Raw genomic sequence first — 23,406 nt, 5'->3', positions numbered from 1 at the left:
TCGACGGGAAGGGACCCAGATGCGGCAACTGTCCTCCGGGATCACCCGCCGCGGTGCACCCTGGGGAACGGCGGAGCGCACCGCCACGCGGAGGCATGGCGTACGGGGGCACCATGGATGAGCCTGCACAACGGGAGTGGGAGACACTTGTCGGGCGCCGTCGCGAGTGCGGGGCGCTGGATGAGTTGCTGGACTCGCTGGCCGAACGCGGGGCAGCCCTGCTGCTGCGCGGAGACCCGGGTATCGGCAAGAGCACCCTCCTCGACTACACCGTGCGGCGCAGCCGGTATCGGGTGCTACGGATCAGGGGAATCGAGTCGGAGGCGGTTCTTCCGTACACGGTGCTCGCCGATCTGCTGCTGCCGTTGCGGGAGCACTTCCGCGAGGTGGCCGTGGCTCAGCGCCGTGCCCTGGAGGGGTGCCTCGCGCTGGCCGACGTCAGCGATCCGAATCCGTACGCGGTCTGTGCCGGGGCGTTGAGCGTGCTGGCCGCCGCGGGTGAGGCGGAGCCGCTGGTCGTGGTCGTCGACGACCTGCACTGGGTGGATCCCTCGTCCCGTCGGGTGCTGCAGTTCGTCGCGCGGCGCCTGTCCACCGAGCGGGTGGCTCTGGTGATGGCGGTACGGACCGACGGCCGTGACGACCTCGCCTGGGAAGGCGTGCCCGAGCTGCTGCTGGCCCCGCTGGACGACGAGGAGTGCCGCCAGCTCCTGCGGCGCTGCAGGCTGGACCCCGCCGGACCGGAGGCGGCGCAACTGATCCCGCTCAGCTCCGGGAACCCCCTGGTCCTGGTGGAGTACGCGGAGACACTGGCCCGGGCCGGGGCACAGGGCGACGCACTCGGCGGCCAGGGCTGGCAGACCCCCGGCCCGCTGGTGGAACGGGCCTGGCGGGGCCGGATGCGCGCGCTTCCCCGGGACACCCAGGACGCGTTGGTGTTCGTCGCGGCTTCCCATGCCCCCGAGTTCGCCGAGCTGGAGCGGGCGCTGAACGCCGTCGGCCTCTCGCTGGACGCCCTGGAGCCGGCCGAGGAGGCAGGACTGGTGCGGGCCGAGGACACGGGTTTCGAACTACGGCACCCCGTGCTGCGCCCGCTCGTACTGGCCGGTTGTCCGCTGGCCCAGCGGTTGCGCGCCTACCGGGTACTGGCCGACGTGTCGGAGGTCGAACTGCGTACCTGGTATCTCGCCTGTGCGGCGCCCGGCCCGGACGAGAAGGTGGCCGGGGCACTGGCCGACGAAGCCGAACAGGCCCGGCAGCGCGGGGCTTTCGACTCCGCCGCCCGCGCCTGGCACCGTGCCGCCGAGCTGTCACCCACGGCGCCGGACAGAGCCCTTCGGCTGCTCCGGGCAGCTGAGGACGCGTTCTGCAGCGGGGCATCCCGCGATGCCGCCCGCTGGTGCGAACAGGCACTGCGTCACACGGCAGAGCCGCGGCTCACCGCCGACATCGAGCTGTTGCGCGGACAGATCCGCAGCTGGGCGGGCGATCCGGCCGGGGCGTACCGATTACTGGTGGCGGCCGCCGCCGCGGCCGAACCGGCCGACCAGGCCCGGGCCTGCGCCCTGTACGGCGCCGCCGTCATGCCGGCGGCGATGGGCGGCCACCTAGGTCAGGCCGTCGCGGCGGCCGCCCGCTGTGGCGAACTCGCAGATGCCCAGGCCACCCGACCGGAGCTGCAACTGGCTGGAGTGATGCAGGGCAACGCCCTGGCACTGACCGGCCAGGTACAGCGGAGCCGCCGACTGCTGCGGGACTGCCGGGCGGCGCTGCGCGGGGCGTGGGCTCTGGAAGAGCGGCAGTCGGCGGTGCTGATCGGGCAGGCGCTCTCCTGGGTGGACGAGGAGGAAGCGGCGCGCCAGGTGCTCGGCGTGGTGATCGACGGGGCCAGGCGTGAGGGGGTTCCGGGGCTGCTGCCCTTCGCCCTCGTGGCGCGGTGCGAGGTGGAGTCGTGGAACCGGTGGGCGGCCGCCCGCGCCGACGGAAGCGAAGCACTCTACTGGGCCCAGGAGTTCGGCCACAAGGCGATGACCGGATACGCGCTGACATCACTGGCCCGGTTGGAGGGGCTGCGCGGCGACCGCGCGGCCTGCGAGGAACGTATCGCCCATTACGAGGCACACTGCGGCGAGGGCATCCCCGGCCTGGACGTGTTCGCACACTCCGCGCTGGGCTCAGCGGCCCTGGCCGCCGGGGACCCTCAGCGGTGCCGCTCCCATCTGGAACGGGCGTTCACTACGGCGCAGCGGATGGGGCTGGACAACCCCCACCTGATGCCGTTCACGGCGGACCTCGCCGAGGCGCACAGCCGTACCGGCAACCATGAACGTGCCCGGGAGATCACCCTCTGGCTCGGTGAGCGTGCCCGGTCGACCGGCTTGGCCTGGCCCGCGATGGCTCACGCACGCTGCCGGTCGATGCAGGCCCGGTCCGCGGACACGGCCCTGAGCTGGCTGGCGGTCGCCGAGCAGGCGCACACCCACCGGGCCATGCCCTACGAACTGGCCCGCACCCGGCTCGTCTGCGGCGAGACTCTGCGTCGCCTGCGTCGCCCCGCCGCCGCTCGCGAGCCCCTGCAGGCCGCCCAGCGGACGTTCCGGGCTATGGGGGCCATCTCATGGGCCGCCCGCGCCACGGCGGAACTCGCCGCGGCCGGACAGCGCACGCATCCCGGAGACAACCCGCCACCGCAGGTGGACCTCCTCACGGCACAGGAATTCCAGGTGGCCCGGGCCATCGGCGAGGGCCTCAGCAACGTGGAGGCCGCCGATGCGCTGTTCCTGTCCCGCAAGACCGTGGAAGCTCACCTCACTCGCGTCTACCGCAAGCTGGGCATCCGGACACGCTGTGACCTGGCGCGCTGTCTGGCCCAGGCCGGCGTCGTCGGCTGATCCGTCCGTCCGTCTTACCGACGGAGCACGATGGAACGATGCTGAGCAGAGCGACTTCCTCAATGTGCCGAAGCCCGACTCTGCTGTCATGCCGCTACCGGGATCTATTCGTAGTGCTCCGCCCCCGAGGCTGCTACATCGCGTCAAGCTGTCTGCGGAAAATCCTTGAGGTTCGTTCCGCTGCGGTCGGAGCGTTCGAGGATCTCGAAGAGCTGTCGGCAGATGGCTCGCTTGAGGCAGCGCTGTGCGTCGCGGGAGGTCTTGCCCTCGGCGGCGCGCCCGCAGTCGGTTCGTCCGCCGAGCCTCTCCAGGAACAACGTCGCCCACTCGCGGACGACCGGCATCCGCACATCCCACATCGGCGCTACCACTGCCGCCGCACCGATGCGCAGGAACACCTCGGCGAGGCTCTGCGGTTGATCACCCGGGTGGATCACCGGCCGTCCGGTCGAGCACCCGAGCAGCACGACCAGCGGCCAGACCACATGTGCCCAGCGGTGCTCAAGTTCGGCGACCGATAGCAGCTCCGCCGACCGGGAGGGGCTCAGTTCTGGCGCCAGATCCCGGGACGGCAGATCCTGGAATAGGTATGGCACGTTGCCGGTGTCCGCCCGCCGACCGAAGACCGGCTGAAAAGCCCGTCCCCGAGGCTCGGGTGAGGAGCGCAGCACGACCCCGCCGCTTAGCGCACCGAGGGGATTGCGGTGGCCGTGCGCAGCTAGGACCACCAGCTCGTACTCCTGGCCGACCAGCCGACTGGCGAGCACCGTGCGCAGCGACTGATCGGTGGACTCGAACATGGACAGGTCCACTTCCGGAGCGTAAATCTTCAGCAGTTCTGCGGGAAGCGTGCGCCAGACGTCGTCGTTGTCGCCGAGAGCGTCGACTCCCGCCGCCGGCCAGCGGCTGCTGGTGGGGAGGTAACCGGCGAGGGACCGGTCCAGCCCGGGGCCTGCCTTGGCGTACAGGCGCTCCGCGTCCTTGCGGCGGGCGGCGACGAACTGGTCAGCCAGATCCCTCGCCCAGCCGGAACGTTGCAGCGCGTAGCGCAGCGCAGTGAGGCTGCTGGTCACCGGAGTCCGTGCGGATCAGATGCAGCGGCAGCTCGTGTAAGAAGGCGTGCGGCACCAGAACGCAGGTCTCGGGTGGCTCGGCCAGCCACGACGGCGGCAACAGCTTGCGGCCCCACCCCGAGGCGAAGCGCTCCAGCTCACGACAGACGGGTCGGGACAGCAGAGCCGACGTGTTCAGCTCGCTCAGCAACGCATCGACGTCATCGAGCAGGTCGCGGGTCGAGCACAGCTCAACGTCCGCTGTGGTTTCGGCAGAGATGTCGGCCGCTCGCACCACGGCGAGATTGACGGCGTACGCCAGGACACGCGTCATGCCTCATTCTCGCGTACGCGACGGCGGAACGGCAGTCGTCCAGTTGACTGTGCCGCCCCTCAAACTGCGCCCGGCGGTGAGAAAGATGAGCGTGTTCACCAAGGCCAATAGGCGGGCTTCCGCCATCGAGGATGAGCGAGTTGGTCAGGGTAGGGAGAGTGGCCGTTCGGCCCATCCGGCACCAAGGTGCGCGATCCTGGAGGCATGAAGATCGAGGTCCTGGTAGTGCCGGACTGTCCCCACCGCCAGCTCGTGAGCAGCGGCTGCTGCAGGCGCTGAACGAATCAGGGCTGAGCACCACGGGCTTCACCACCCGGGTGATCGCCGTGGGCCTGCCGTCCGTCCTCGCCTCCGCCGACGGCCGTGCCTGGACAGGCGAGGCCTGCGGGACGGCGCGTGCGGCAGCGGTGGGCTGGACAACGATCACGTTGGCGTGTTCGCACACGTCGAGGCAGTCCGAGACGCGTACGGGCACCTCCTCGGCCAGGCGCGCGAATTGCCGGTCATGATCGACACCGGTGACTTTCGGGGTTCCACAGCAGCAGTCCCGGCAGACGACGACACGGCACGGAGCCGGTTCGGCGGAGGTGTGCTCCGTGCCAGCCGCTTCAGGGCGCTGTTGAGGCATCGTTCTTCACACTTCTCTCCAGAGGAGATCCGTCTCGGGTTGATGGACGCAGGAACCGGATCACGGGGTGGCCGGGGTCGTGAGTGACCTCGGCGCGGACGCCGTAGACCTGTTCGACGAGGGCTGACGTGAGCACCTCGGCGGGGGTGCCCTCCGTGACCGCGCGGCCCTCGCGCAGGACGAGCAGGCGGTCGCAGTACATCGCGGCGAGGTTGAGGTCGTGCAGGGCTAGAACGGTGGTGACCGGCAGGCTCGCGACGAGTTCCAGCAGATCGAGCTGGTGCTGGATGTCGAGGTGGTTGGTGGGTTCGTCGAGCAGGAGTTCGCGAGGTTGCTGGGCGAGCGCGCGGGCGATCTGGGTGCGCTGGCGTTCGCCGCCGGAGAGGGTGTGCCAGAACTGGTCGGCCCGGTCGGTCAGGCCGGTGCGCGCGAGGGCCTCAGTGACGGCCTGCGCGTCGGTGGCCGTGGCCGGTGTCCAGGCGCGACGGTGCGGGATGCGGCCGAGGGCGACGACGTCGCGGACGGTGAGTTCGGTCTGGGTGTCGGCGTGCTGGTTGACGGTGGCGATGCGGCGGGCGGTGGCCCGGCGGCCGACCTCGGTGAGCGGGCGCCCGTCCAGGCTCACGACTCCGGCGGTGGGTGCGAGGACTCCGGCCAGCAACCTCAACAGGGTCGACTTTCCGGAGCCGTTGGGTCCGAGGAGGCCGACGGTCTCACCGAGGTGCAGGGTGAGGGTGACGCCGTCGACGACGACCTGGTCACCGAGGCGCCGTACGACGCGGTCCGCGTGCAGGCTGGTCATGTCCTGCTCCGTCTGCGGTAGAGCACGGCCACGAACGCTGGCACGCCGATCAGGGACGTCACCACGCCCACCGGGACCTCCTGGGGGGCGAGGACGGTACGGGCCAAGGTGTCCACCCACACCAGGAAGACGGCCCCGGTCAGCGCGGTGACGGGCAGGAGGCGGGCGTGGCCGGCGCCGGTGAGGGCGCGGGTGGCGTGTGGGAGGACCAGGCCGACGAAGCCGATCGCGCCGGCGCAGCTGACCAGCGCGGCGGTGAGCAGGGCGGTGGCGCAGAGCAGGATCAGGCGAGTGCGGGCGACCCGGACCCCGAGTCCCGCGGCGGCATCGTCCCCGAAGGCGAACGCATCGAGCGTTGGGGCGTAGCCGAGGCAGACGACGAGGACCGCAGCCAGGACGGCGGTGCAGAGGAGTACCTGTCCCCAGTCGGCGCCGCTGAGCGAGCCCAGCAGCCAGAAGAGTACGCCCCGGGTGGTCTCCGGGTCGGCCGAGGTCAGGACGATGAACGAGGTCAGCGCGGAGAACAGCTGCATGGCGGCGACCCCGGACAGGACGACCCGGTCGGTGCTGGCGCCGAGGGTGTGGCTGAGCATCAGTACCAGACCGAAGGAGAGCAGCGCACCGAGGAAGGCTCCTGCCGACAGGGACAGCGCTCCCCCACCGACACCGAGCACCACCACGGCGACAGCGCCGGTGGAGGCGCCGGAGGAGACCCCGAGCACGAAGGGGTCGGCGAGCGGGTTGCGCAGCAGCGACTGCATGACCGCGCCGCACACGGCGAGTCCGGCCCCGCACACGGCGGCCAGCAGGGTCCGCGGCATCCGCAGGTTCCACACGATGCCGTCCCGCAGCGGCGCCAACTCGCCCTCGCCGAGTCCGAGATGGGCCGCGACGGACGCCCAGACGTCCCCCGTGGAGATGTCGGCGGGGCCGATCGTCACGGCCACAGCGAGCGAGGCGAGCAGCGCGGTCAGTCCGCCGCCGGTCAACAGCGCTGTGCGCAAAGTCACTTGGCGAGCCCGAAGTCACGCAGCCCGGCCGCGACCTTCTCGATCCCCTCGATCGTACGGATGGACGGGTTCATCGCCTGCCCGCTCAGCAGCACGTACCGCTTCTTCTTCACGGCGGTGAGGTTGCGGGTGGCCGGGTTCGTCTCCAGGAAGCGGATCTTCGCCTTGGCGGTTTCGGCGGTCTGCTGCTTGCGGGTCAGGTCGCCGATGACGATGACGTCCGGGTCGCGGTCGGCGACAGTCTCCCAGTTGACCTGGGGCCATTCGTCGTGGGTGTCGGCGAAGGCGTTCTTCGCGCCGACCGCGCGGGTGATGGCACCGGGCGCACCGCAGCAGCCGGCGAGGTAGGGCGACTGGGAGTTGGCGAACCAGTACATGAGGGAAACGTCTGAGGCATGCAGTCCGGCAGCGGCTGTGCTCACCCTCTTCTTCAGCGCGGCGACGAGCTCTTCGCCGCGCTTTTCGACGCCGAACGCCCGTGCCAGGTCGCCTATCTCGCCGTACACGACGTCGAGCGTGAGGGGTGTGGAGCGCGATCCGTCGCCGCCGCTGTCGTTGTCCTTGCCCGCCGCGCAGTCGGACGGCGAGACGTAGGTCGGCACGCCCAGCTTCTCGAACTGCTCGCGGGTGGCGACGCCGCCCTTGCCGAGGGTGGAGACGAAGGAGGCGGTGACGAAGTCGGGTTCGGCGTCCAGGACCTTCTCGAAGGAGGGGTTGTTGTCGGCGAGGCGCGGCACGGTGGCGTTGGCCTTCTCTAGGCCCTTCATCACCGGGTCGGTCCAGGTCGCCGTGCCCGCCATGCGGTCGGCCAGGCCCAAGGAGAGCAGGATCTCCGTGGTGCCCTGGTTGAGTGAGACGGCCCGCTTCGGGGCCGACTTCATGGTGACCTTGTTCCCGCAGTTGTCGATGGTGACCGGGTAGCCGGCGGCCGCGGCCTTCTCGGTCTTCGCGTCGCCGCCGTCGGCAGAACCGCAGGCGGTGAGCAGCAGGGCGGAGGTGAGAAGCAGGGCCGGGACAGGGAGGTGAGCGGGTGTGCGGAGCACGGGCATGCCTCGGGGGTCGGGGCTCGTTCGCGGAGCCTGGCCTACGGGTGTCCCCCGCGCCGGGGCGCGGAGGTGCCAGCAGGTCTTCGGACTCGGGTTCGTCCGGCCGGGGCGCCTTCCCGGTCTCCCAGTGGCGTGCGTGCCCCGCCCGTCCCCCTCACCGCTGCGCGTCAGTTCCGGATTCGCACCGGATTCCCTGGCCTCGGGTGTGGCTCGACTGGCCCGTCGAGGCTATCAAGTCCGTCGTGCGGTCAGATCGTGCGCTTGGTCACGGGGTAGGACACGAAGGTGCTCGTGTTCTGGTCGATCCGCAGCGCACTGGCATCAGGTCGCCGTTGCCGCGGCCGCCGCTCGGCCCGACTGGCGGCCGGAGAAGAGACAGCCGCCAAGGAAGGTGCCCTCCAGGGAGCGGTATCCGTGGACGCCGCCTCCGCCGAAGCCCGCGACCTCGCCGGCCGCGTACAGACCGGGGACCGCCTTGCCTGCGTCGTTGAGGACGCGGCCCGAGAGGTCGGTCTGGAGGCCGCCGAGGGTCTTGCGGGTGAGGATGTTGAGGCGTACGGCGATGAGCGGCCCGGCGCTCGAGTCCATGATTCTGTGGGCCGAGGCCGTGCGGCTGAGCGTGTCGCCAGGGTAGGCCAGGGCGTTGCGGATGCCCATGACCTGGACGTCCTTGGTGTAGGGGTTGTCGATTTCCCGGTCGCGGGCCTCGATCTGGCGCTGAAGGCCATCCAGCTTGATCAGGTTCTCGCCGGTGAGCTTGTTCATACCCCTGACGAGTTCCGACAGGGTCGTGGCGACGACGAAGTCCACGCCGTTCTTCTTGAACTTCTCGATCGGCTCCGGCGTCTGCCAGATGCGGGAGAGCAGCTTCCAGATGTTCTTCTCCGTCAGGTCCGGGTTCTGCTCGGAGCCGGAGAGCGCGAACTCCTTGGCGATGATCTTCTGGGTGGTGACGAACCAGGAGTAGTCGTAGCCGGTGTCGGTGATCGACTTGAGGGTGTGCAGGGTGTCGTACCCGGGAATGTCGGGTGAGTTGAACCGCTTGCCGGTGGCGTCGAACCACATGGACGACGGGCCGGGCAGGATACGGATACCGTGCCCCGGCCAGATCGGGTCGTAGTTGCGCAGGCCCTCGGTGTAGTGCCACATCCGGTCGGGGTTGACGATCCGGCCGCCCGCCTTCTCCGTGATCGCAAGCATGCGGCCGTCCACGTGCGCGGGCACGCCGGTGATCATGGTCTTGGGCGCGGTGCCGAGACGGGCGGGCCAGTTCGCCCGGACGAGGTCGTGGTTGGCGCCGATGCCGCCGGAAGTGACGATCACCACCGGGGCGCGCAGCTCGAACTCACCCACGACCGTGCGGGAACTGGGCTTGCCGCGCTGGGCGTTGCTCGGTTCGAGGATGGCGCCGCGTACGCCCGTGACGGCGCCGTTCGTCGTCACCACGCCGTCGACCCGGTGCCGGAACTTGAAGGTCACCTTCCCGTTCTCGACGGCAGCCCGCACCTTCTTCTCGAACGGCTCGACGACCGCCGGGCCTGTGCCCCAGGTGACATGGAAGCGGGGTACCGAGTTGCCGTGGCCGTCCGCGAGGCCACCGCCACGCTCGGCCCAGCCGACGATCGGGAACCACTGCATGCCCATGCCCGCGAGCCAGGACCGCTTCTCCCCCGCGACGAAGTCCACATACGCCTCGGCCCACTTGTACGCCCAGTGGTCCTGGCCGGACAGGTCGTCGATGCCACGGTCGAAGCCGGCCGAGCCCAGCCAGTCCTGCCACGCGAGATCCTGCGAGTCCTTGATACCCATCAGGCGCTGCTCGTCGGAATCGACGAGGAACAGGCCGCCGAAGGACCAGAACGCCTGACCACCCAGGCTCGCCTCCGGCTCCTGGTCGAGCAACAAGACCTTGCGTCCCGCCGCTGCGAGCTCGGCCGTGGCGACCAGCCCCGCGAGCCCGCCGCCGACCACGATCACGTCCGCGTCCTGCGACTCGGCGGCGAAGGCGGGGAAGGTCTGGGCTGCCAGCGTGGCTCCGGCGAGCACCCCGCCGGTGACGGTGAGGGCGCGGCGGCGGGTGATGGCGTTGGGGCCTCCAGCGCCGTCCCCCTGAGACACAGCAGAATTGCCGCTGGAGTTCTCCATGGCCGCCTTTCGTCAAGGGGTGACGGCGGTGCGGGCAGTGCGCAGTGGGTTACCTGGCGGCATGGTGTTACTGATGAGTGCTACCGCCCAGTGTTACCGACGGTAGCCCATGGGGTCTCTGGCCGCCAGAGTTTGCCGCGACGGTGACACGGGACAGCCGATGCATCACCTCCACCGACGTGGAATGGACGCGTCGGCCAGATACGTGCGTGCTACGCACGCGCCCGCGGGGACTACATGCCCTCCAGCTGCCCGTCTCGGCACGCATCTCGGCTCTGGCTGATCGCCCGGTTATTGCCACGCTTCGGACAGGCGTCGCGTGACGACCGAGCTCAAAATACGCACGCCGCGCGTCGAACCGGGATCGATGCCGGTGAGCTCCCGCACCCGGCGGAGGCGGTAGTCCACGGTGCGGGGGTGGACATTGAGGGCTGCCGCCGTGGCGCCGCGGTGCATGTCGTGGCGATAGTACGCGTCAAGCGTGACAAGGATGTCCGGACCGGGTTGCAGGCTCCGGCCCACGGCGCGGAGCCATTCGTCGACGAACGGCGCGTCTGCAACGGCGAGTTCGACGAACACGTCCGACACGGTGTGCGGCCGCAGCTGAGCGGACGCCCGTCGCAGCGGCGCTGCCCTGCTGATCCGCCGGGCCAGGTCGAGGGCGTCGGCAACCTCGGTCAGCGGTGAGGTGGCGGTGCCGGCAGCGCAGGGGCGATCGAGAGCCTGGGCGAAGTCCTGTACGAGATCGGATACCAGGTCGGGTACGGAGTGCGGCTGTACGGTCTCGGCTGGACTGGGCCCCGGAGACACCTGGGGTGTGGGGGGATGCAAGGGAATCAGGGCAATCAGCTCACCGCTCCTGCTTCCACTGCCCGGGCACCACGTGATCGGCGCGTGGTGGGCTTTCACCAGCGCCTCGATCTCGCTTTCCAGGTCGCGATCACCGACGGGACGGTCCGGCACCCGGATCACCGTCACTGCGCAGCGTTCGGGCAGTTCCATGCCCAGTGCCGAAGCGAGTTCCGCCGATAAGGGGTCGCCGTTCAGCAACGACCTGGCCAGCAGGGCGGCCTGCTCGACGTACGGCAGACGGTGTCGCAGCGCCGTCACGAATCCCTGACTGTAGGCACGGATACCGCGATCTCCCTGCGGGGCGAACCAATTCATCATCCGCATCAGTTCGTCGACGCCGACACCGCGCTGAGCTTCGGTCGCTTCGTTGATCTCGCGCAGCATGAGTGAGGTGTGCAGTCGCAGGACCCGCTGCCGTGCATCGAGCGACATCCCCGCTGCGGCCCGCGACTCGCCGATCGCCGCGATGTAGCCGAGGTCGTCGTCGCTCAATTCGCTGTTGTCCGGGGACAGTTCGACCGTACGGCGCCGCAGCCACAACGCGTACTCCAGCGTCTCGGCCCGCGCCCGGGAGTTCTTGTCCAGGAACCCGAACTCCGGAATCTCACGCGCGTACGCCTCGATCTCCCGGCGCGCGTTGGCCGACGCCTGCCGGGCCAACTCGGCGAAGAAGCTCCCCATGAGCGCGAGCATGCCATTCCGGTCGAAGAAGCCGACAGGGGAAACCCGGACGGCATTTATCACTCTGCGCACATCGGAGACGACCGCGTCTGGGGAACTTTGTCACAGTGCACAAAATCCCTGGATCGGGACATTCCCATCATCTGTTCCACTTGTGGAGACACCGTGAACTGGCCTTAATGGGAACCGCGTACCAGCCCGTGGGGGAACACCACAGCAATCATTCCGGCCACCGCTCCGGATCAGCGCGGGAATCGGTACAGGAATCTCTCATCTGCGCGCCACTCATTGATGCTTGTTCAAACGGGAGGGAAAAACCGATGAAAGCAGGAACGAGAAAGAGAATCGCGGCGGCGGTAGCGGTCATGGCCACGTCGACAGCGCTCATGCTGAGCGCGCCGGGCAGTGGCTCGGCCGCTCCCACCGCCACTCCCAGCCTGCGCGCGTTCGGGATCACAGGTGACGGCACCCAGATGGCCACGTTCACCACCGACCGGCCGAACGTGCTCGACTGGGTCAGGGACGTCATCGGGCTCAGTGGCGACACGGCTCTGATCGGCATCGACTTCCGGGTGCAGGACGGCCTGATGTACGGCGTCGGCGACAAGGGCGGCATCTACACGATCAAGACCCCGCCGGCCACCGCGGACGTCGTGATCACCAAGGTGTCCCAGCTCCAGTACTCGCTGCACGGCACGAACTTCGGCGTCGACTTCAACCCGGCCGCCGACCGGCTGCGCGTGATCAGCGACAACGGCCAGAACCTGCGGCACAACCTCAACGACCACACGACCATCCAGGACCTGAACCTCACCACCCCGCCGATCGAGGGCACGACCAAGGGCCTCTCCGCCGCCGCCTACACGAACAACGACCTCAACGGGGCCACCGGGACCACGCTGTTCGACATCAACACGACCAGCGACCAGGTGGTCCTCCAGTCCCCGGCCAACAACGGCACGCTGGCACCGACCGGCAGCCTCGGCGTCGACGCGCAGATCAACGCGGGCATGGACATCGTCAGTACCCTGTCGGGCGGCAAGACGGTCAGCAACGCCGCCTTCGCCACTCTCACCGCCTCCGGCGCCAACAGGCCCTCCCTCTACAGCATCAATCCCTTCACCGGCGAGGCCACGCTCGTGTCCGACGCCCTCACGTCCAAGTTCCCCCTGAACATCACGGACCTGGCCATCTCCCTCACCGGCAGCTGAGCCCCTACCGCAGGTCACTTACTCGCCGCGGCCCGGCTACTCCCGGGCCGCGGCGAGCCCGAAACGTGGCCCTCCGGGCACACCCTGTCGCGGCCGTTCCTGATCTTTCCGCGGCTGCTGTTCGTCCTGGACGGCACCGGCCCCGCGGGAGTCGACAACCGCATCGCCGCCCTCCGCTCCGGCGCGGCACAGACCCGACCATGCAGGTCAACGCCCGCGCAGCCGAGCGGAAGCGCAATCGGTCGGCCATGGCAATCGAGCGGTGCAGCCATCGCACCCGAGATCTGGCCCTTGGGTGACACGTGGCCGCGTGTGCAGAGGTCCCGCCCAACAGTCGTCTGACAGGAGCAACTATGGCCATCCGCACGTAGAGACAGCGCTTCGCCCCCCCTCGGCACCGACCTGGGACTGGGCGCCGCAGGCTTCATCGCAGGGGTCAACCCCGCGTGGTGACGGCCCACCGTGAGTCGCCCGGGCCTGGGCTGAGTCCAGGGGCACGGGGCAGGGGGCATCGATTGGCTCGTGTCTGCCGCGGGGGAACGCCCGCTGCATCCCCGTGCTCACCCACCCCGTTCCGCGCGCCTCAGCGACCGCCGCGGCGCTCCGCGGTCACGGCACGATGCACCACCTCGACCGGCGCCCGTTCCGCCCTGAATCGGTCCCGGATCGGCGGCCCAGGCGGGCAGCTGGAAGGTATCACCACTGAAGGGTGCCGCCGTAGCGGGCGAGTTGGTGTCAAGGGCGGTTGAGGCCGTTGCTGCCCAGGGCACGGACGGGGTCGACGAGGGCGGCCTTGAGTCTTCAGTTCTTCTCCGAGCCCGCGGTCGGGGCAGCTGATGCTTTGGTCCGCAGGGCACGCTCGCAGTGCGGCCAGTCGCGGAAGTCGCGGTGGCGGGACCACAGACGCTTGGCGGCCTGGATGTTCCATTCGGGATCCAGTGCCTTGAGCGGAGTCCCACCCAGTTCACGCAACCGGGTGTCGGATATCTGGAACAGGCCCCAGTTCCTGCTGCCGTTGGTGTTCGGCAGGATGTGCAAAGGATCCAGGAAAGACTGGCAGTCGGCGATGGCGACGGCATCGTCCGGTGTCTCGTCGAAGACCTCGCGGATCCGCTGGCGGGCCTTCTCCGGCGACCAGGTGTCCATGCGGGCCTTCGACTCGTAGAGCGCCGTTTTGGTGGCTGCCGTGACGACGCCGTTCGGCGGGAGGCCGGTGATGACCTGGAAAGCGGTCACGCGGCGCAGTGTCTGCGGACCGAAGTCACCGTCCACGCCGATGACGGCGCCATGACGCTCCAGCAGCGTCTGTACTTCGCGGACGCATTCGTCATGCTGTCCCATGCTCACCACCGGCGAGCAGACGGGGGACGACAGGATTCGGGAATCCGCCGGGCCGGCCTGCTCATCAGGGGCGGAGACCAGGGACATGGCCCCGACGGTCCCCAGAACGGCGACGGCAGCCGCGACGGTCAGAGCAACGGTGCGTCGATGCAACGGCCGTCGGCCCTGTCTTGTCCGCGGCTTGCGGCTGCCGGGAGCGAGAGCGAGATCCTGGATGGGCAACTTCACGGAGACGGCTTCCCCGTCGCCAGGAGCCTCTGCCGGCCCGGCGTCGGTCTGCTCACTCACGACATCACCGGGCGCGGCCTCCTCCTGCGGCACCTGTCTTTCGCGTTCCGCGTCGGCAAGAGCCCACAGCCGGTGCAGTTGGCGCAGTTCCGCGGAGGTGGCGCCGCAGGAGGTGGCGATGCGGTGCACGACGCCGTAGTCCTGCGCGACCGAGGAAGCCGCGCAGTAGCGGTGGAGGCTGGAACGGCTGATACCGGCTCGCCGTGCGAGAGCGTCGTAACTGAGCCCCGATCTCTCTTTCAGCGCGCGCAGCCGCGCGCCGAGGCGTTCAGCCTCATCGTTTCGATCCACGGAGAACCCCCTGTTGTTCGAACACGCTCGTCCGTCCCGGCTGCGTGTCGGCGCGTACCGACGGCCCGGTGTTCGGGCAGCTGGGGATGCGGTCACGATCCCGGCGGTCCAATGTGCCAGAACTTACCCTTGAAAACTGGGAGTTGGCCGCTCCGGATGACAGCGATCGCTTCGCCCGCATCCCATGCTGCTCCCAGACCTTCGATAGACGCACAGCTCAGGGGGTACGTAAGAGTGTCAGCGTCCCAAACGACCCTCTTCCGCTTGTCTGATCCGACGGGGCCCGCCACCGTGACGCCGTCGATGCCTGCCACGTCCTTGGATCTTCACCCATGGCTGCGTGGTGGACGGCCCCGTCACTGGCTCGACCAGCGCTACGAATTAGGGAGAACAGATGAGAAACAACTCGACATGGGGCCGCATTGCGGCGGCGGTTCTGCTCGCAGGCGGCGGGCTGCTCGCGGCAACGCCGGCGCAGGCGGCCGCCACCGCGTGCTCGGGGTCGGCCTGTGACGGCAAGGACCCCTCCGTCTACTGCCAGGGCGACGCACGGACCGTGGAGAGCACGCAGCTCGGGCAGGCCCTGCTCGAACTCCGCTACAGCCCCAGCTGCCGAGCCGCTTGGGGCCGCATATCCAACGCGAGCTACGACACACGCGACCAGTTCACCCCGTACGCCACTGTGCACCGCAACAGCGACGGGCGCGAGTACTCCTGTTCCGTACCCAACGGTGACACCGACTGCTACACGCGCATGGTCAACGACGCCAATGTCACGTCGTATGCGAAGGGAATGTGGGACAGCGGCGCCCGCATCTACGAGGGGCGCACCGCGTCCTACTGATCGTCCTGCCGCGGCAGGACGCGTTAAGGACCACTGACCTCAGGAGCTGGCCTCCTTCTTGACATGACTAGGTTGGCTGGTGCAACAGGGTCCCTGATCGGGTGATCGGGTGATCGGGTGATCGGGTGAAGGCTGACGCATGGCAGCAGGGTCTCCTGGTGGCTCGGGGTCGCGGCCCCAACCGAGTATCGGGAGCCCCGGGCCGAGACTCGCCGGCATGCCTGGCTGGTACCCAGGGCCGCGGCCACCGTTGATCGTCCGTCGGCGGAACGGCACGGACGGATCAACGGTGGCCGCAGGTCACAGACCTGGTCCGACGGCTCGACGCCCAGGGCGGGGCTCCGGAGCCGCTGCGCCGGCTGTCCCGGGCGTACCATCAGGGACTGGCCAGCTTCCTGAACACCTGACAATGGCTCCCGGCCCGCGGTTGCCCCAGGCCCGGATCCGTACCTCTTCCCGGCGTTCGTGGTCCGCCGCGTGGTGGATGCGCATCTGGTGAGCTTCATCCTCGTCTGGCTGCCGCTCTCCGCTGCTTCTGGCCCGCCTGCCGCGTCGGGTTCTTCCTGCATTGGCGCCGTGAGCTCAAGGATCGTCTCATCAGCTACCGAGATGATGACCAGGCGTAGCTCCAGGCGTGCTATGCGCGCTTGACCCGTGCGAATGCTCTGGGCAAGTCATCGCCTTGGGGGTGGGCAAGTCGGTGCCTTCGCGATCGAGGCCCTGCTGGAATGCAGAGTGGCAGAGCCACGAAAACCGGACAGAGGGCACAGGGCCCGAGGCGGGCGCGGGCAAAGCCGTTCTCTGGCTCTTCGGGCCGTTGCGATGTCAGTGCCACGCTCTACGGTGCGGTCATGTCATTTGCCCTGCCCGACGGTCTGCCTGCCGGCCGGTTCCTGTCCTGTGGCCCCGTAGACGTGTGGGTCTCTGATGAGTTCCCTCAAGACATCGAACGACTGTGGCCGCGCCTGCGGAGCGAACGAAGCACACACGGCCTGGTTCCCCTTCTGTGCTGGCCCAGTGCCATGGGCAGCGGGCTCAGCCTGGACCACGTCGAGGCCGTCCGCCTGGAGGAGGTCCTGGCCGCGGACTTCGCCGAGTACCGCCGCAAGCGACTGCCGTTGTGGTCAAACCCGACGCCGGTACCGGTACCCGAAGGGATCGCGCCGTGGCCACATGATCCCGGCCCGCCCTTTGCACAGTGGCCGGGCCTGGCCGCTGGGATGCCGGTGACGTCCGCCGGCCCGACGCCCGAAGAAGCGGCGTCCGGCCTGCTGGCCGAGCTCATCCAGACGCGCCCGTACGGGCTCGACTTCTGCCGCCTCCTCCTCGTTCCCGCCCAGCGCGGCAGCGATGCTCTGGCGTTGATCGACTGGTCCGCGGAGGCCCCGCTGCCTTTGCTGTGTGCGCTCCTGCGCAGCTGGGAGGACCGCTTCGGCGCCCAGGTCGTCGCGGTGTTCGGCAGCGAGGTGTACGTCTCGGTCGCGCGGCCTCCCGCTGACACAGAACAGGCGGACCAACTCGCTTTGGAACACGTCCTGTCGACCGCGGACAACATCGTCAATGACCCGCCCACCCCCTTCCCCGCATACGCGAGGCAGCTCGTCGGGCGCACTTCCTGGTCCTTCTGGTGGGACTAGCAGCGCTTCGCCCGCTCCGGGCCGCCTCCGACGGGCCGCGCGACTCACCCCTCCCCCTGCCCTCAACAGGTCGTCTCGGTCATCGTGAACACCTGCCCGTCGGCGACGTCGACGACGGCGAGAGGGCCGTTCTCGAAGCGCGGGTCGACCGCGGCCGTCGACGGCCGCGGTCTTCTTCACCGCCTTCTTCGCGGCCGGACCGTCGCGTGCCGCATCAGGTGCTGTCTGTGCCGCGAGGACATCCCGCTCGCCGGGGACGTCATCGCCCTCGATGCCGAGTGGCAGCGCCACTACCCGGACGTGCACGGCACCCTCGCCTGCGAGCGGTGCGTCATCAACTACGGATGGAACTGGTGCACAACGTCCAAGGACGGCTTCATCGACGGACACATCGCCGGGACCGAGGACCAGGTCGACGTCGACTCCTGGAGTCATGACCTCGAGCGCGGCACCCACCGCACCCTGGTGCAGCGCTACCCCAGCTCCGGCCTGCTCCAGGGAGTCGAGGCCTACCTCCGCAGCGTCTCGGCCCGCAAGGGCATCGCCTCCGGCACGCCGCCATGCTCCGCACGGCCATCCAAGCGGGACGAACAGCGCAGCAGCACCGCCTCGCGGGCGTTCAGCATCTGAGTCAAGTCCTGGCCTGGCTCCAGGGCCGGGGCGGACTGCAACGACAACAGGGCCTCCGATATCGCTCGGTCAGATTCGCATCCCCGAGCCACCGAGAGGCCCTGCCTCCATGCGCGAACAGCCAGAAGGTCACCCGCCCAGGAACCCTGTTCGACCCGCGCATTCCATGATCGGTTCAGATACGGCTTTTAAACGAGACCCTAATCGGCTGGATGGCAGCCGTTGCGTCCCCCCAGCGTGCGCGTGGCATCCTGGCGCAGTGCTCTTGAGTGATCGTGTAAGAAGCGTCGAACTCCGCCCGGTGCGCTATCAGTTCGCCGCAGTGCGGGGCGACTGGTACGACGACAACTGGCTGGTCATCGATGGCACGGTCACGACCCCCGAGGGTAACTGGTCCTTCACCGATCCGTGTCTGCTGACCGATGAAGCTCGCCAGGTGACCTCGTGGCTGCGCGCGGTGGCTGCAGGGACCGTGTCTGCGACCAAGCCTGATGGCGACGGCGAGTTGTCTCCGGACACAGAGTTCATCGAACCGCTCCTGGCCTTCAGCCTCGCCAACCGAAATGAAGACGGGGCCGCGGTCATTCGCGTTCACCTGTCCTTGGAGGCATCACCTCCTTGGCAGCAAGGCCACGACAGGGCCACCGTCTACCAGTACGTCGTGGAGATGCGCATGGATACGGCCGCGTTGCTCCACGCAGCTGCCCAATGGGATCTCGCCCTGATGCCTTTCCCGTCCCGCTGACGACTGGGTTCAGTGTCAAACGCCTTGACCGGCTGAGGACGGACATCAGTGGCGCCTGAGGAAGAACCCGGACAAATGTCCCGGCTCAGTCGTGACCACTATCGTTCAGCCCCCAGCACTGCCCTCATTGCCACAGGTCAGCACCATCCGGCCGCTGGGATCCATGGTCAGGAGGTCTTCATGCAGGCCCAACAGGGCACGCCCAGTCGGACAACCGTCATCGCCCGACTCCCTGACCACTACGGACTGACCGGCTTCCTCCGCGGGCGACGAGGCGTCATCGATGAAGCTGATCGTCAAGCTGGTCGGTTGACGTGGCTGGGGCGTACTGTGCCCCGATGCGCTACTTGGTGGAGGCCTTCGTCGTCGGAGCCTTGAGGCGGGGCCGTTCGGTTGAGCAGTTCCTCGGGCCGGTCGGGTCGCCCGGCCGCCCTGGTGTGCGGTATGTCGAGGTCCGGGCGGCGAGCACGTCATTCGAGGTCTACGTCCATACCGTCGAAGACGGGCACGAGACGGTCCTGGACCTGTACGAGTTCCCACCCTTCGATCAGGACACCGAGGAAGAAGAGTTCGGCCGGCTGCTCGGCTCGGCCGAGGCCCCGCAGGGCGCTCTGGTTCTGGCTGAGGAACGCACGGGCGCCGTTCGAGGACGCTGGGTCAACCAGGGTGTCGTGCAAGATGAGTATCACGACTTCGTTCGGGCGGGCCGCCCATCGGGCGTGTCACCGGATGGGCATGCCTGGCCCGCCCTTCGCGCCGACCTGTGAAGCGCTGATCGCCTCTCCCATGTGCCCGACACGAGAGCCTCGGGGCACCGGTGGTCTTGATATGTCTACAGACCTCGCCGCCCGCGTCGATCCCAAGGACCTCGCAGCCGCTCCCGAACCGTCGCGGTTCGCTGACCTGCGCATCGGCCAGCACCTGCCTCCCGCGCCCGGCCGAACTCGAGCAGACACCAACCGGGACCACGCCCGGCTGAGAGCTCCGGGAGAACGGGCCTTCACACAGTTGAAGTCGTGGCGGCTACTCCGGCGAGCCAGATACTCCACCCGCCGCATCAGCACCATCATCCAGGCAGTCCACACGCTGCTGAACTGCGGCTATTCAGGATGAAAGAGGCTCACTGGCCGATACCGGAGCACCATACGGCATCAGAGATCTCCGATTTCATCGAAACGACCGCATTGCCAGCTTGTCGGGTGTGCGCGGCACTGTGCGTCTCTGGCCTGCCAAGTGAGGACCAGCGCGGCGATGAGCCCGGCGAGTGCACACACGTAGAGGATCCACCAGCGCAGGGCTGCCCGAGGGGGTCCCTGCAGCGTGGACATGCCGACGCCAAATGTGAGTAACACGGCCCAGCCGAGCAGGAACAGCAGCAGAACCAGCACGGGGCCTCCGGAGGAACGTCCAGTCGTCGGCCAAGTCAACAGGGGCAGCCTGGCGAACGGTAGTGGGGGGATGCCAGTGCTGGGACGGGGGGTCAACCGTGTCGGCGCCGAAGCTGGCGAGCCGCTCCGCTACGACCGCTCGGCCGTCGCGCACTGGCTCGGCGGAGTCGGCCACCGTGACGCGGTCCTGTACCCACAAGGCGCCGAAGAACAACTTCTCGGCCAGGCCCGTCCCCAAGGACGACAACGGAGCAGGCGGCCGGCTGATGGCCGCCTTCTACCGTCTCAACCGCATCATCGACGGTCCCGACGACGGGTTCCTCATGAAGGTCGTCTCCTGAGGCGACGCTGAAGGGGGCGGCAGCACGCTCCAGTGCTGCCGCCCCCCTTCAAGGTCACACCGGCCAGAACTGGACCAGGAACCGTTCCACCCCGGCGGGCACCTCCTGCTGGGCGAGTTCGCGTACTCGCTCCTGCCCGCTCACATAAGCGCGCACCCGCCACAGTGTGTGCGGCGTCCCCAGTTCTACGACCGGCTCGCTCGGACCGCCATACGACCACAGCGCCATCTCGCCCGAGCGGCAATACCACCGGGTATCCGCGCTCGACTCCCAGATCTCTCCCTCGTCCGTCGGCGGCTCCTGGTCCCACACCTCCGCGGTGAAGGACGCATGATGTGTGTGACCGCCGCTCCTGAAGCACAGACGCCGCTCACGCACTTCGAGGAGTTCAGCCTCAGCGGGCTCAGGGCTCTCTCCGGGCTCCTCTTCATCGGCGTCCTCGGCCCACAGGGCGTAGAACTCGACATACAGCTCGAGTTCTTGACGCCTCACCACCAGCATGCTCGCACCCATCGGTCAACAGTCAGTCAACGCTTCCGACCCTACCGAGATCCACACGCGCACGTCCGCCGACGGTGCTGTGAGCCGGACAGGCGGCATCGAGGTTGGGTATCCGCCCGCTCATCGCCCGGCGCGGCACCGAGCACGGAAGCGGCCTGAGCAAGAACCGCTGGGTCGTCGAAGCGGCTTTCGCACTTCTGCGCTGGTTCCGCCGACTGCATATCCGCTGGGAAATCCGCGCCGCCTTCCACCAGACTTTCCTCACCCTCGGCTGCGCAATCATCTGCTGCAGCGCCTCAAAGAGCAGTGCTGATCTGAGCCCTCAGCCCGAACCGGCGACCAGTGCCTCGCCGAGCGGGGTGCGGCGGTAGAGCACGGACCGTCCGGACCGGGCGCGGACGAGCAGTCCCGCGCCTCGCAGGATGGCGAGGTGGTCTCCTACCGCGCCGGGTGTCATGGCGAGGCTTCGGGCGAGGTGGCTGGTACTGGCCGGGGCGTCCAGCGCCAACAGCAGCCGGGCTCGGGCCCGGCCGACCAGAGCGGTCAGCGCGTCCGGTTGGGGGACGGTCTCCTGTTCGCCCCACAGAGCGGCGGTGCCGCGGGCACGATAGACCAAGGTCCTGGGCCAGGGGTCTTCCAGGTGGGCGGCGATATGCCCGACGACGACCGAAGGGATCAGCAGCAGCCCGTCGCCGGCGAGGCGGACTGTTCCGCCTCGGAAGAAACCGATCTCGATACCGCCGGCGCGCCAGGCGATACCCGGGTGCAGGCTCTCGATGGCCGCGGCCCATCCGTGTTCGCCGATCACACCCACCCGGTGCACGATGTCGCGCTCACAGATCGCACGCAGTTGCGGCCAGTCCGCGGCGAGCAGCTCGTGCCACGCCCGGTCCATCGCCTCGGCGATCCTGGAGACGGCGTCCGGCGAATCCAGCACCGCACGTACGTGGGGATCACGGGCCAACGGGCCGGTCGCAGTGGCGGCGAATTCGTGGTGGGCCGCTTCCAGCGGCGTGGCCCGGATCGTGGCCAGGTCGTCCGCCCAGGTCTGGCTGAGGCCGCGCGGAGGCGGGGCGACGAAGTTCGGTCCGCCTTGCGGGGCCTGCAGAGCGAGGGCGGCGTCCAGCTCAGTCTCGCGGCGAAGCCGTTCAAAAGCCGGCAGGAGCCGCGAGGCCCAGGCTCGCGGCAGCGGCCGGTCTTGGCCGGCGAGCGAGCGCAGCAGCAAACAGAGGTCCAGCGCGGGCGACAGTGCGAAGCGGCTGCGCAGCAGGTCCTCGACGGAGACTTCGAAGCGCAGCACCCAGCGATGCTACCGCGGGACGCCTGTTCAGATTCGTCCAGCGACGAATCATTGGTGGGCGGCGTTGCCACGCGCCGAAGCTGCGCGTCATGACCCCAACCGCCGAACCCCCGCAGGGCAACCACCGTGCCACCTACCGGGAGGTGCTGGCCGAGCCACGATTCCGGCTGCTCTTCTCAACCCGCACCGTCGCGATCACCGCGGACGCGCTGCGGATCACCACGTTCTCGGTTCTGGTCTTCTCGGCCACCGGCTCCGCACTGCTGAGCGCACTGGCCTTCGGTATCGGCTTCATCCCGCAGCTGTTCGGCTCACTGCTGCTGGGCTCACTGGCCGACCGACTGCCGGCCCGCGCGCTCATCACCGGCGGCTACACCTTGACGTGCGCCGCCGCCCTGCTGCTCGCCCTGGTGCGGATGCCGATCGCGGCAAGCCTTGGTGTCGTGGCGCTGGTCGCCCTCGCCACACCGGTGTTTCACGGCGCGTCGAGTCGGCTGGTCGCACAATCGCTGGAGGGCGACGCCTACGTACTGGGGCGTTCACTGAACAACGTCGCTGCCTCCGGCGCGCAATTGTTCGGTCTGGCGCTGGGAGGGGCGGCCGTCGCGGTACTCGGCCCGCACCGGGCGCTCGCAGTAAGCGCCGCCCTCTACCTCGGCTGCGCACTCGCTGTCCGCATCCGGCTACCCCGGCTGCAGCCGGGAGAGATCGGCGGGACACCCGGCAGCGCTCGGGGCGATGGCGGCACCGTCCGGGCAAGCCTGCACGGTGCCGGCCTGCTGCTGCGCCGACACACGCTGCGACGACTGATGCTGGCCCAGTGGCTACCGCCCGCGTTCGTAGCCGGCCCGGAAGGCCTGATCGTCGCCTACGCGGGAGAACACCACTTCGCGCCCGGCTGGTACGCGGTGCTGATGGGCTGTCTGCCGATCGGCATGCTGGTCGGTGACCTGCTGGTGGGGCGACTCCTACGACCACCCACCCGGGAGCGACTGGTGGTCCCGTTGATTGCGCTGATGGGACTGCCGCTGGTCGGCTTCGCCGCCGAGCCCGGAGTGGGTGTCTCGTCCTGTCTGCTGCTGCTCTGCGGCTTCGGATTCGCCTACGGCCTCGGCCTGCAACGGCCGTTCCTGGACACCCTGCCGCCAGATGGCCAGGGCCAGGCCTTCGGTCTGCTCGGCTCCGGCAGCATGACGCTACAGGGCGTCGGGCCGGCCTTCTTCGGCTCGGTGGCCGCAGGCATCGGAACAGGCGACGCAATCGCCCTGGCAGGCGGCGCGGCGGTGCTTACCGCAGGCTGGATTCTCACCTGGCACCCGCCCGCCTCCCCTGTCCCCGTCTCGAACTACTCAACGGGGTCAGAGAACAGCACTGATCAGCATGCGTGTAGTTCTCCTGCGCAATAACCGTCGCAGGTCGGACCGGCCGCGAACCGTCACGCACCCCAC

20 protein-coding genes, 3 pseudogenes and 1 riboswitch are annotated in these 23,406 nt (G+C 68.8%); of the genes and pseudogenes, 11 read left to right on the top strand and 12 right to left on the bottom strand.

The window, feature by feature from the left end:
- Nucleotides 1-113: 113 nt before the first annotated feature.
- Nucleotides 114-2,891: an AAA family ATPase gene (locus tag ACIOHP_RS15040; protein ID WP_401887426.1), complete on the top strand. Its 2,778-nt coding sequence runs from the start codon at nt 114-116 to the stop codon at nt 2,889-2,891.
- A gap of 143 nt (nt 2,892-3,034) precedes the next feature.
- On the opposite strand, the gene ACIOHP_RS15035 is transcribed toward ACIOHP_RS15040, so the two are convergent.
- The 8 genes and pseudogenes from ACIOHP_RS15035 to ACIOHP_RS15000 all read right to left on the bottom strand — a co-directional run bounded on the left by ACIOHP_RS15035 (nt 3,035) and on the right by ACIOHP_RS15000 (nt 11,441).
- Nucleotides 3,035-3,964 (bottom strand): CHAT domain-containing protein, encoded by a 930-nt coding sequence (locus ACIOHP_RS15035; protein WP_401887423.1) that lies wholly within the window; start codon nt 3,962-3,964, stop codon nt 3,035-3,037.
- On the bottom strand, nt 3,897-4,277 hold the full coding sequence (locus tag ACIOHP_RS15030) for a hypothetical protein (protein WP_401887587.1): 381 nt from the start codon (nt 4,275-4,277) through the stop codon (nt 3,897-3,899). The genes ACIOHP_RS15035 and ACIOHP_RS15030 overlap by 68 nt, the downstream gene beginning before the upstream one ends.
- Nucleotides 4,278-4,668: 391 nt before the next feature.
- Nucleotides 4,669-4,905, bottom strand: a pseudogene (locus ACIOHP_RS15025) ((2Fe-2S) ferredoxin domain-containing protein); the annotation flags it as partial.
- Complete coding sequence (locus ACIOHP_RS15020; protein WP_401887420.1) at nt 4,886-5,707, bottom strand: ABC transporter ATP-binding protein; 822 nt, start codon at nt 5,705-5,707, stop codon at nt 4,886-4,888. The gene ACIOHP_RS15020 and the pseudogene ACIOHP_RS15025, both read right to left, overlap by 20 nt.
- Nucleotides 5,704-6,717, bottom strand: coding sequence for a FecCD family ABC transporter permease (locus ACIOHP_RS15015; RefSeq protein WP_401887417.1), 1,014 nt, complete (start codon nt 6,715-6,717; stop codon nt 5,704-5,706). The genes ACIOHP_RS15020 and ACIOHP_RS15015 overlap by 4 nt, the downstream gene beginning before the upstream one ends.
- Nucleotides 6,714-7,766 carry an ABC transporter substrate-binding protein gene (locus ACIOHP_RS15010; protein WP_401887415.1) on the bottom strand — a complete coding sequence of 351 codons (1,053 nt, stop codon included), beginning with the start codon at nt 7,764-7,766 and terminating at the stop codon, nt 6,714-6,716. Before ACIOHP_RS15010 ends, ACIOHP_RS15015 begins: the two co-directional genes overlap by 4 nt.
- Before the next feature lie 53 nt (nt 7,767-7,819).
- Nucleotides 7,820-7,997: riboswitch (cobalamin riboswitch) on the bottom strand.
- Between the two features lie 87 nt (nt 7,998-8,084).
- Nucleotides 8,085-9,908: an FAD-binding dehydrogenase gene (locus ACIOHP_RS15005; protein WP_401887412.1), complete on the bottom strand. Its 1,824-nt coding sequence runs from the start codon at nt 9,906-9,908 to the stop codon at nt 8,085-8,087.
- Nucleotides 9,909-10,199: 291 nt separating this feature from the next.
- Nucleotides 10,200-11,441, bottom strand: a complete 1,242-nt coding sequence (locus tag ACIOHP_RS15000; protein ID WP_401887576.1) for a PucR family transcriptional regulator — start codon at nt 11,439-11,441, stop codon at nt 10,200-10,202.
- Between the two features lie 365 nt (nt 11,442-11,806).
- Between ACIOHP_RS15000 and ACIOHP_RS14995 the strand changes: the two genes are divergently transcribed.
- Entirely contained in the window at nt 11,807-12,652 is an 846-nt protein-coding gene (locus tag ACIOHP_RS14995) for a DUF4394 domain-containing protein (protein ID WP_401887410.1), read from the top strand.
- Nucleotides 12,653-13,453: 801 nt separating this feature from the next.
- On the opposite strand, the gene ACIOHP_RS14990 is transcribed toward ACIOHP_RS14995, so the two are convergent.
- Entirely contained in the window at nt 13,454-14,572 is a 1,119-nt protein-coding gene (locus ACIOHP_RS14990) for a helix-turn-helix domain-containing protein (protein ID WP_401887408.1), read from the bottom strand.
- Nucleotides 14,573-14,966: 394 nt separating this feature from the next.
- On the opposite strand from ACIOHP_RS14990, the gene ACIOHP_RS14985 reads away from it, so the two are divergent.
- From ACIOHP_RS14985 to ACIOHP_RS14960, 6 genes and pseudogenes are all read left to right on the top strand, one after another.
- A complete protein-coding gene (locus ACIOHP_RS14985; protein WP_401887406.1) occupies nt 14,967-15,416 on the top strand; it encodes a DUF2690 domain-containing protein in 450 nt (149 codons plus the stop codon).
- 1,022 nt (nt 15,417-16,438) lie between these two features.
- Nucleotides 16,439-17,053, top strand: coding sequence for a DUF4253 domain-containing protein (locus tag ACIOHP_RS14980; protein WP_401887404.1), 615 nt, complete (start codon nt 16,439-16,441; stop codon nt 17,051-17,053).
- 84 nt (nt 17,054-17,137) lie between these two features.
- Nucleotides 17,138-17,683: a hypothetical protein gene (locus ACIOHP_RS14975; protein WP_401887402.1), complete on the top strand. Its 546-nt coding sequence runs from the start codon at nt 17,138-17,140 to the stop codon at nt 17,681-17,683.
- Between the two features lie 301 nt (nt 17,684-17,984).
- Nucleotides 17,985-18,428, top strand: a complete 444-nt coding sequence (locus ACIOHP_RS14970; RefSeq protein WP_401887399.1) for a hypothetical protein — start codon at nt 17,985-17,987, stop codon at nt 18,426-18,428.
- Nucleotides 18,429-18,766: 338 nt separating this feature from the next.
- Complete coding sequence (locus ACIOHP_RS14965) at nt 18,767-19,195, top strand: hypothetical protein (protein WP_401887397.1); 429 nt, start codon at nt 18,767-18,769, stop codon at nt 19,193-19,195.
- 190 nt (nt 19,196-19,385) lie between these two features.
- Nucleotides 19,386-19,541: pseudogene (locus tag ACIOHP_RS14960) on the top strand (IS5/IS1182 family transposase); the annotation flags it as partial.
- A 38-nt stretch (nt 19,542-19,579) separates the two neighbouring features.
- Here ACIOHP_RS14960 and ACIOHP_RS14955 read toward each other — a convergent pair.
- On the bottom strand, nt 19,580-19,816 hold the full coding sequence (locus tag ACIOHP_RS14955) for a hypothetical protein (protein ID WP_361559817.1): 237 nt from the start codon (nt 19,814-19,816) through the stop codon (nt 19,580-19,582).
- Nucleotides 19,817-19,992: 176 nt separating this feature from the next.
- Here ACIOHP_RS14955 and ACIOHP_RS14950 point away from each other — a divergent pair, with 176 nt between their 5' ends.
- Nucleotides 19,993-20,157, top strand: coding sequence for a hypothetical protein (locus ACIOHP_RS14950; protein WP_401887394.1), 165 nt, complete (start codon nt 19,993-19,995; stop codon nt 20,155-20,157).
- Nucleotides 20,158-20,211: 54 nt separating this feature from the next.
- Here ACIOHP_RS14950 and ACIOHP_RS14945 read toward each other — a convergent pair whose 3' ends face one another.
- On the bottom strand, nt 20,212-20,670 hold the full coding sequence (locus tag ACIOHP_RS14945) for a hypothetical protein (RefSeq protein ID WP_401887391.1): 459 nt from the start codon (nt 20,668-20,670) through the stop codon (nt 20,212-20,214).
- Nucleotides 20,671-20,765: 95 nt separating this feature from the next.
- Between ACIOHP_RS14945 and ACIOHP_RS14940 the strand changes: the two are divergent.
- Nucleotides 20,766-20,945 (top strand): annotated as a pseudogene (locus ACIOHP_RS14940) (transposase); the annotation flags it as partial.
- 35 nt (nt 20,946-20,980) lie between these two features.
- Here the strand turns inward: ACIOHP_RS14940 and ACIOHP_RS14935 are convergent.
- Nucleotides 20,981-21,958, bottom strand: a complete 978-nt coding sequence (locus ACIOHP_RS14935; RefSeq protein ID WP_401887389.1) for a winged helix-turn-helix domain-containing protein — start codon at nt 21,956-21,958, stop codon at nt 20,981-20,983.
- A gap of 89 nt (nt 21,959-22,047) precedes the next feature.
- On the opposite strand from ACIOHP_RS14935, the gene ACIOHP_RS14930 reads away from it, so the two are divergent.
- Complete coding sequence (locus ACIOHP_RS14930; protein ID WP_401887386.1) at nt 22,048-23,364, top strand: MFS transporter; 1,317 nt, start codon at nt 22,048-22,050, stop codon at nt 23,362-23,364.
- The last annotated feature ends 42 nt before the right edge of the window (nt 23,365-23,406 follow it).

Origin of the sequence: Streptomyces sp. NPDC087859 (assembly GCF_044742595.1) — a bacterium.
In the GTDB taxonomy this organism is placed as follows: Bacteria; Actinomycetota; Actinomycetes; order Streptomycetales; family Streptomycetaceae; genus Streptomyces; species Streptomyces canus_F.
Note: the sequence above shows the minus strand (reverse complement) of the source record. Positions and strands in the feature narration are given on the sequence as shown.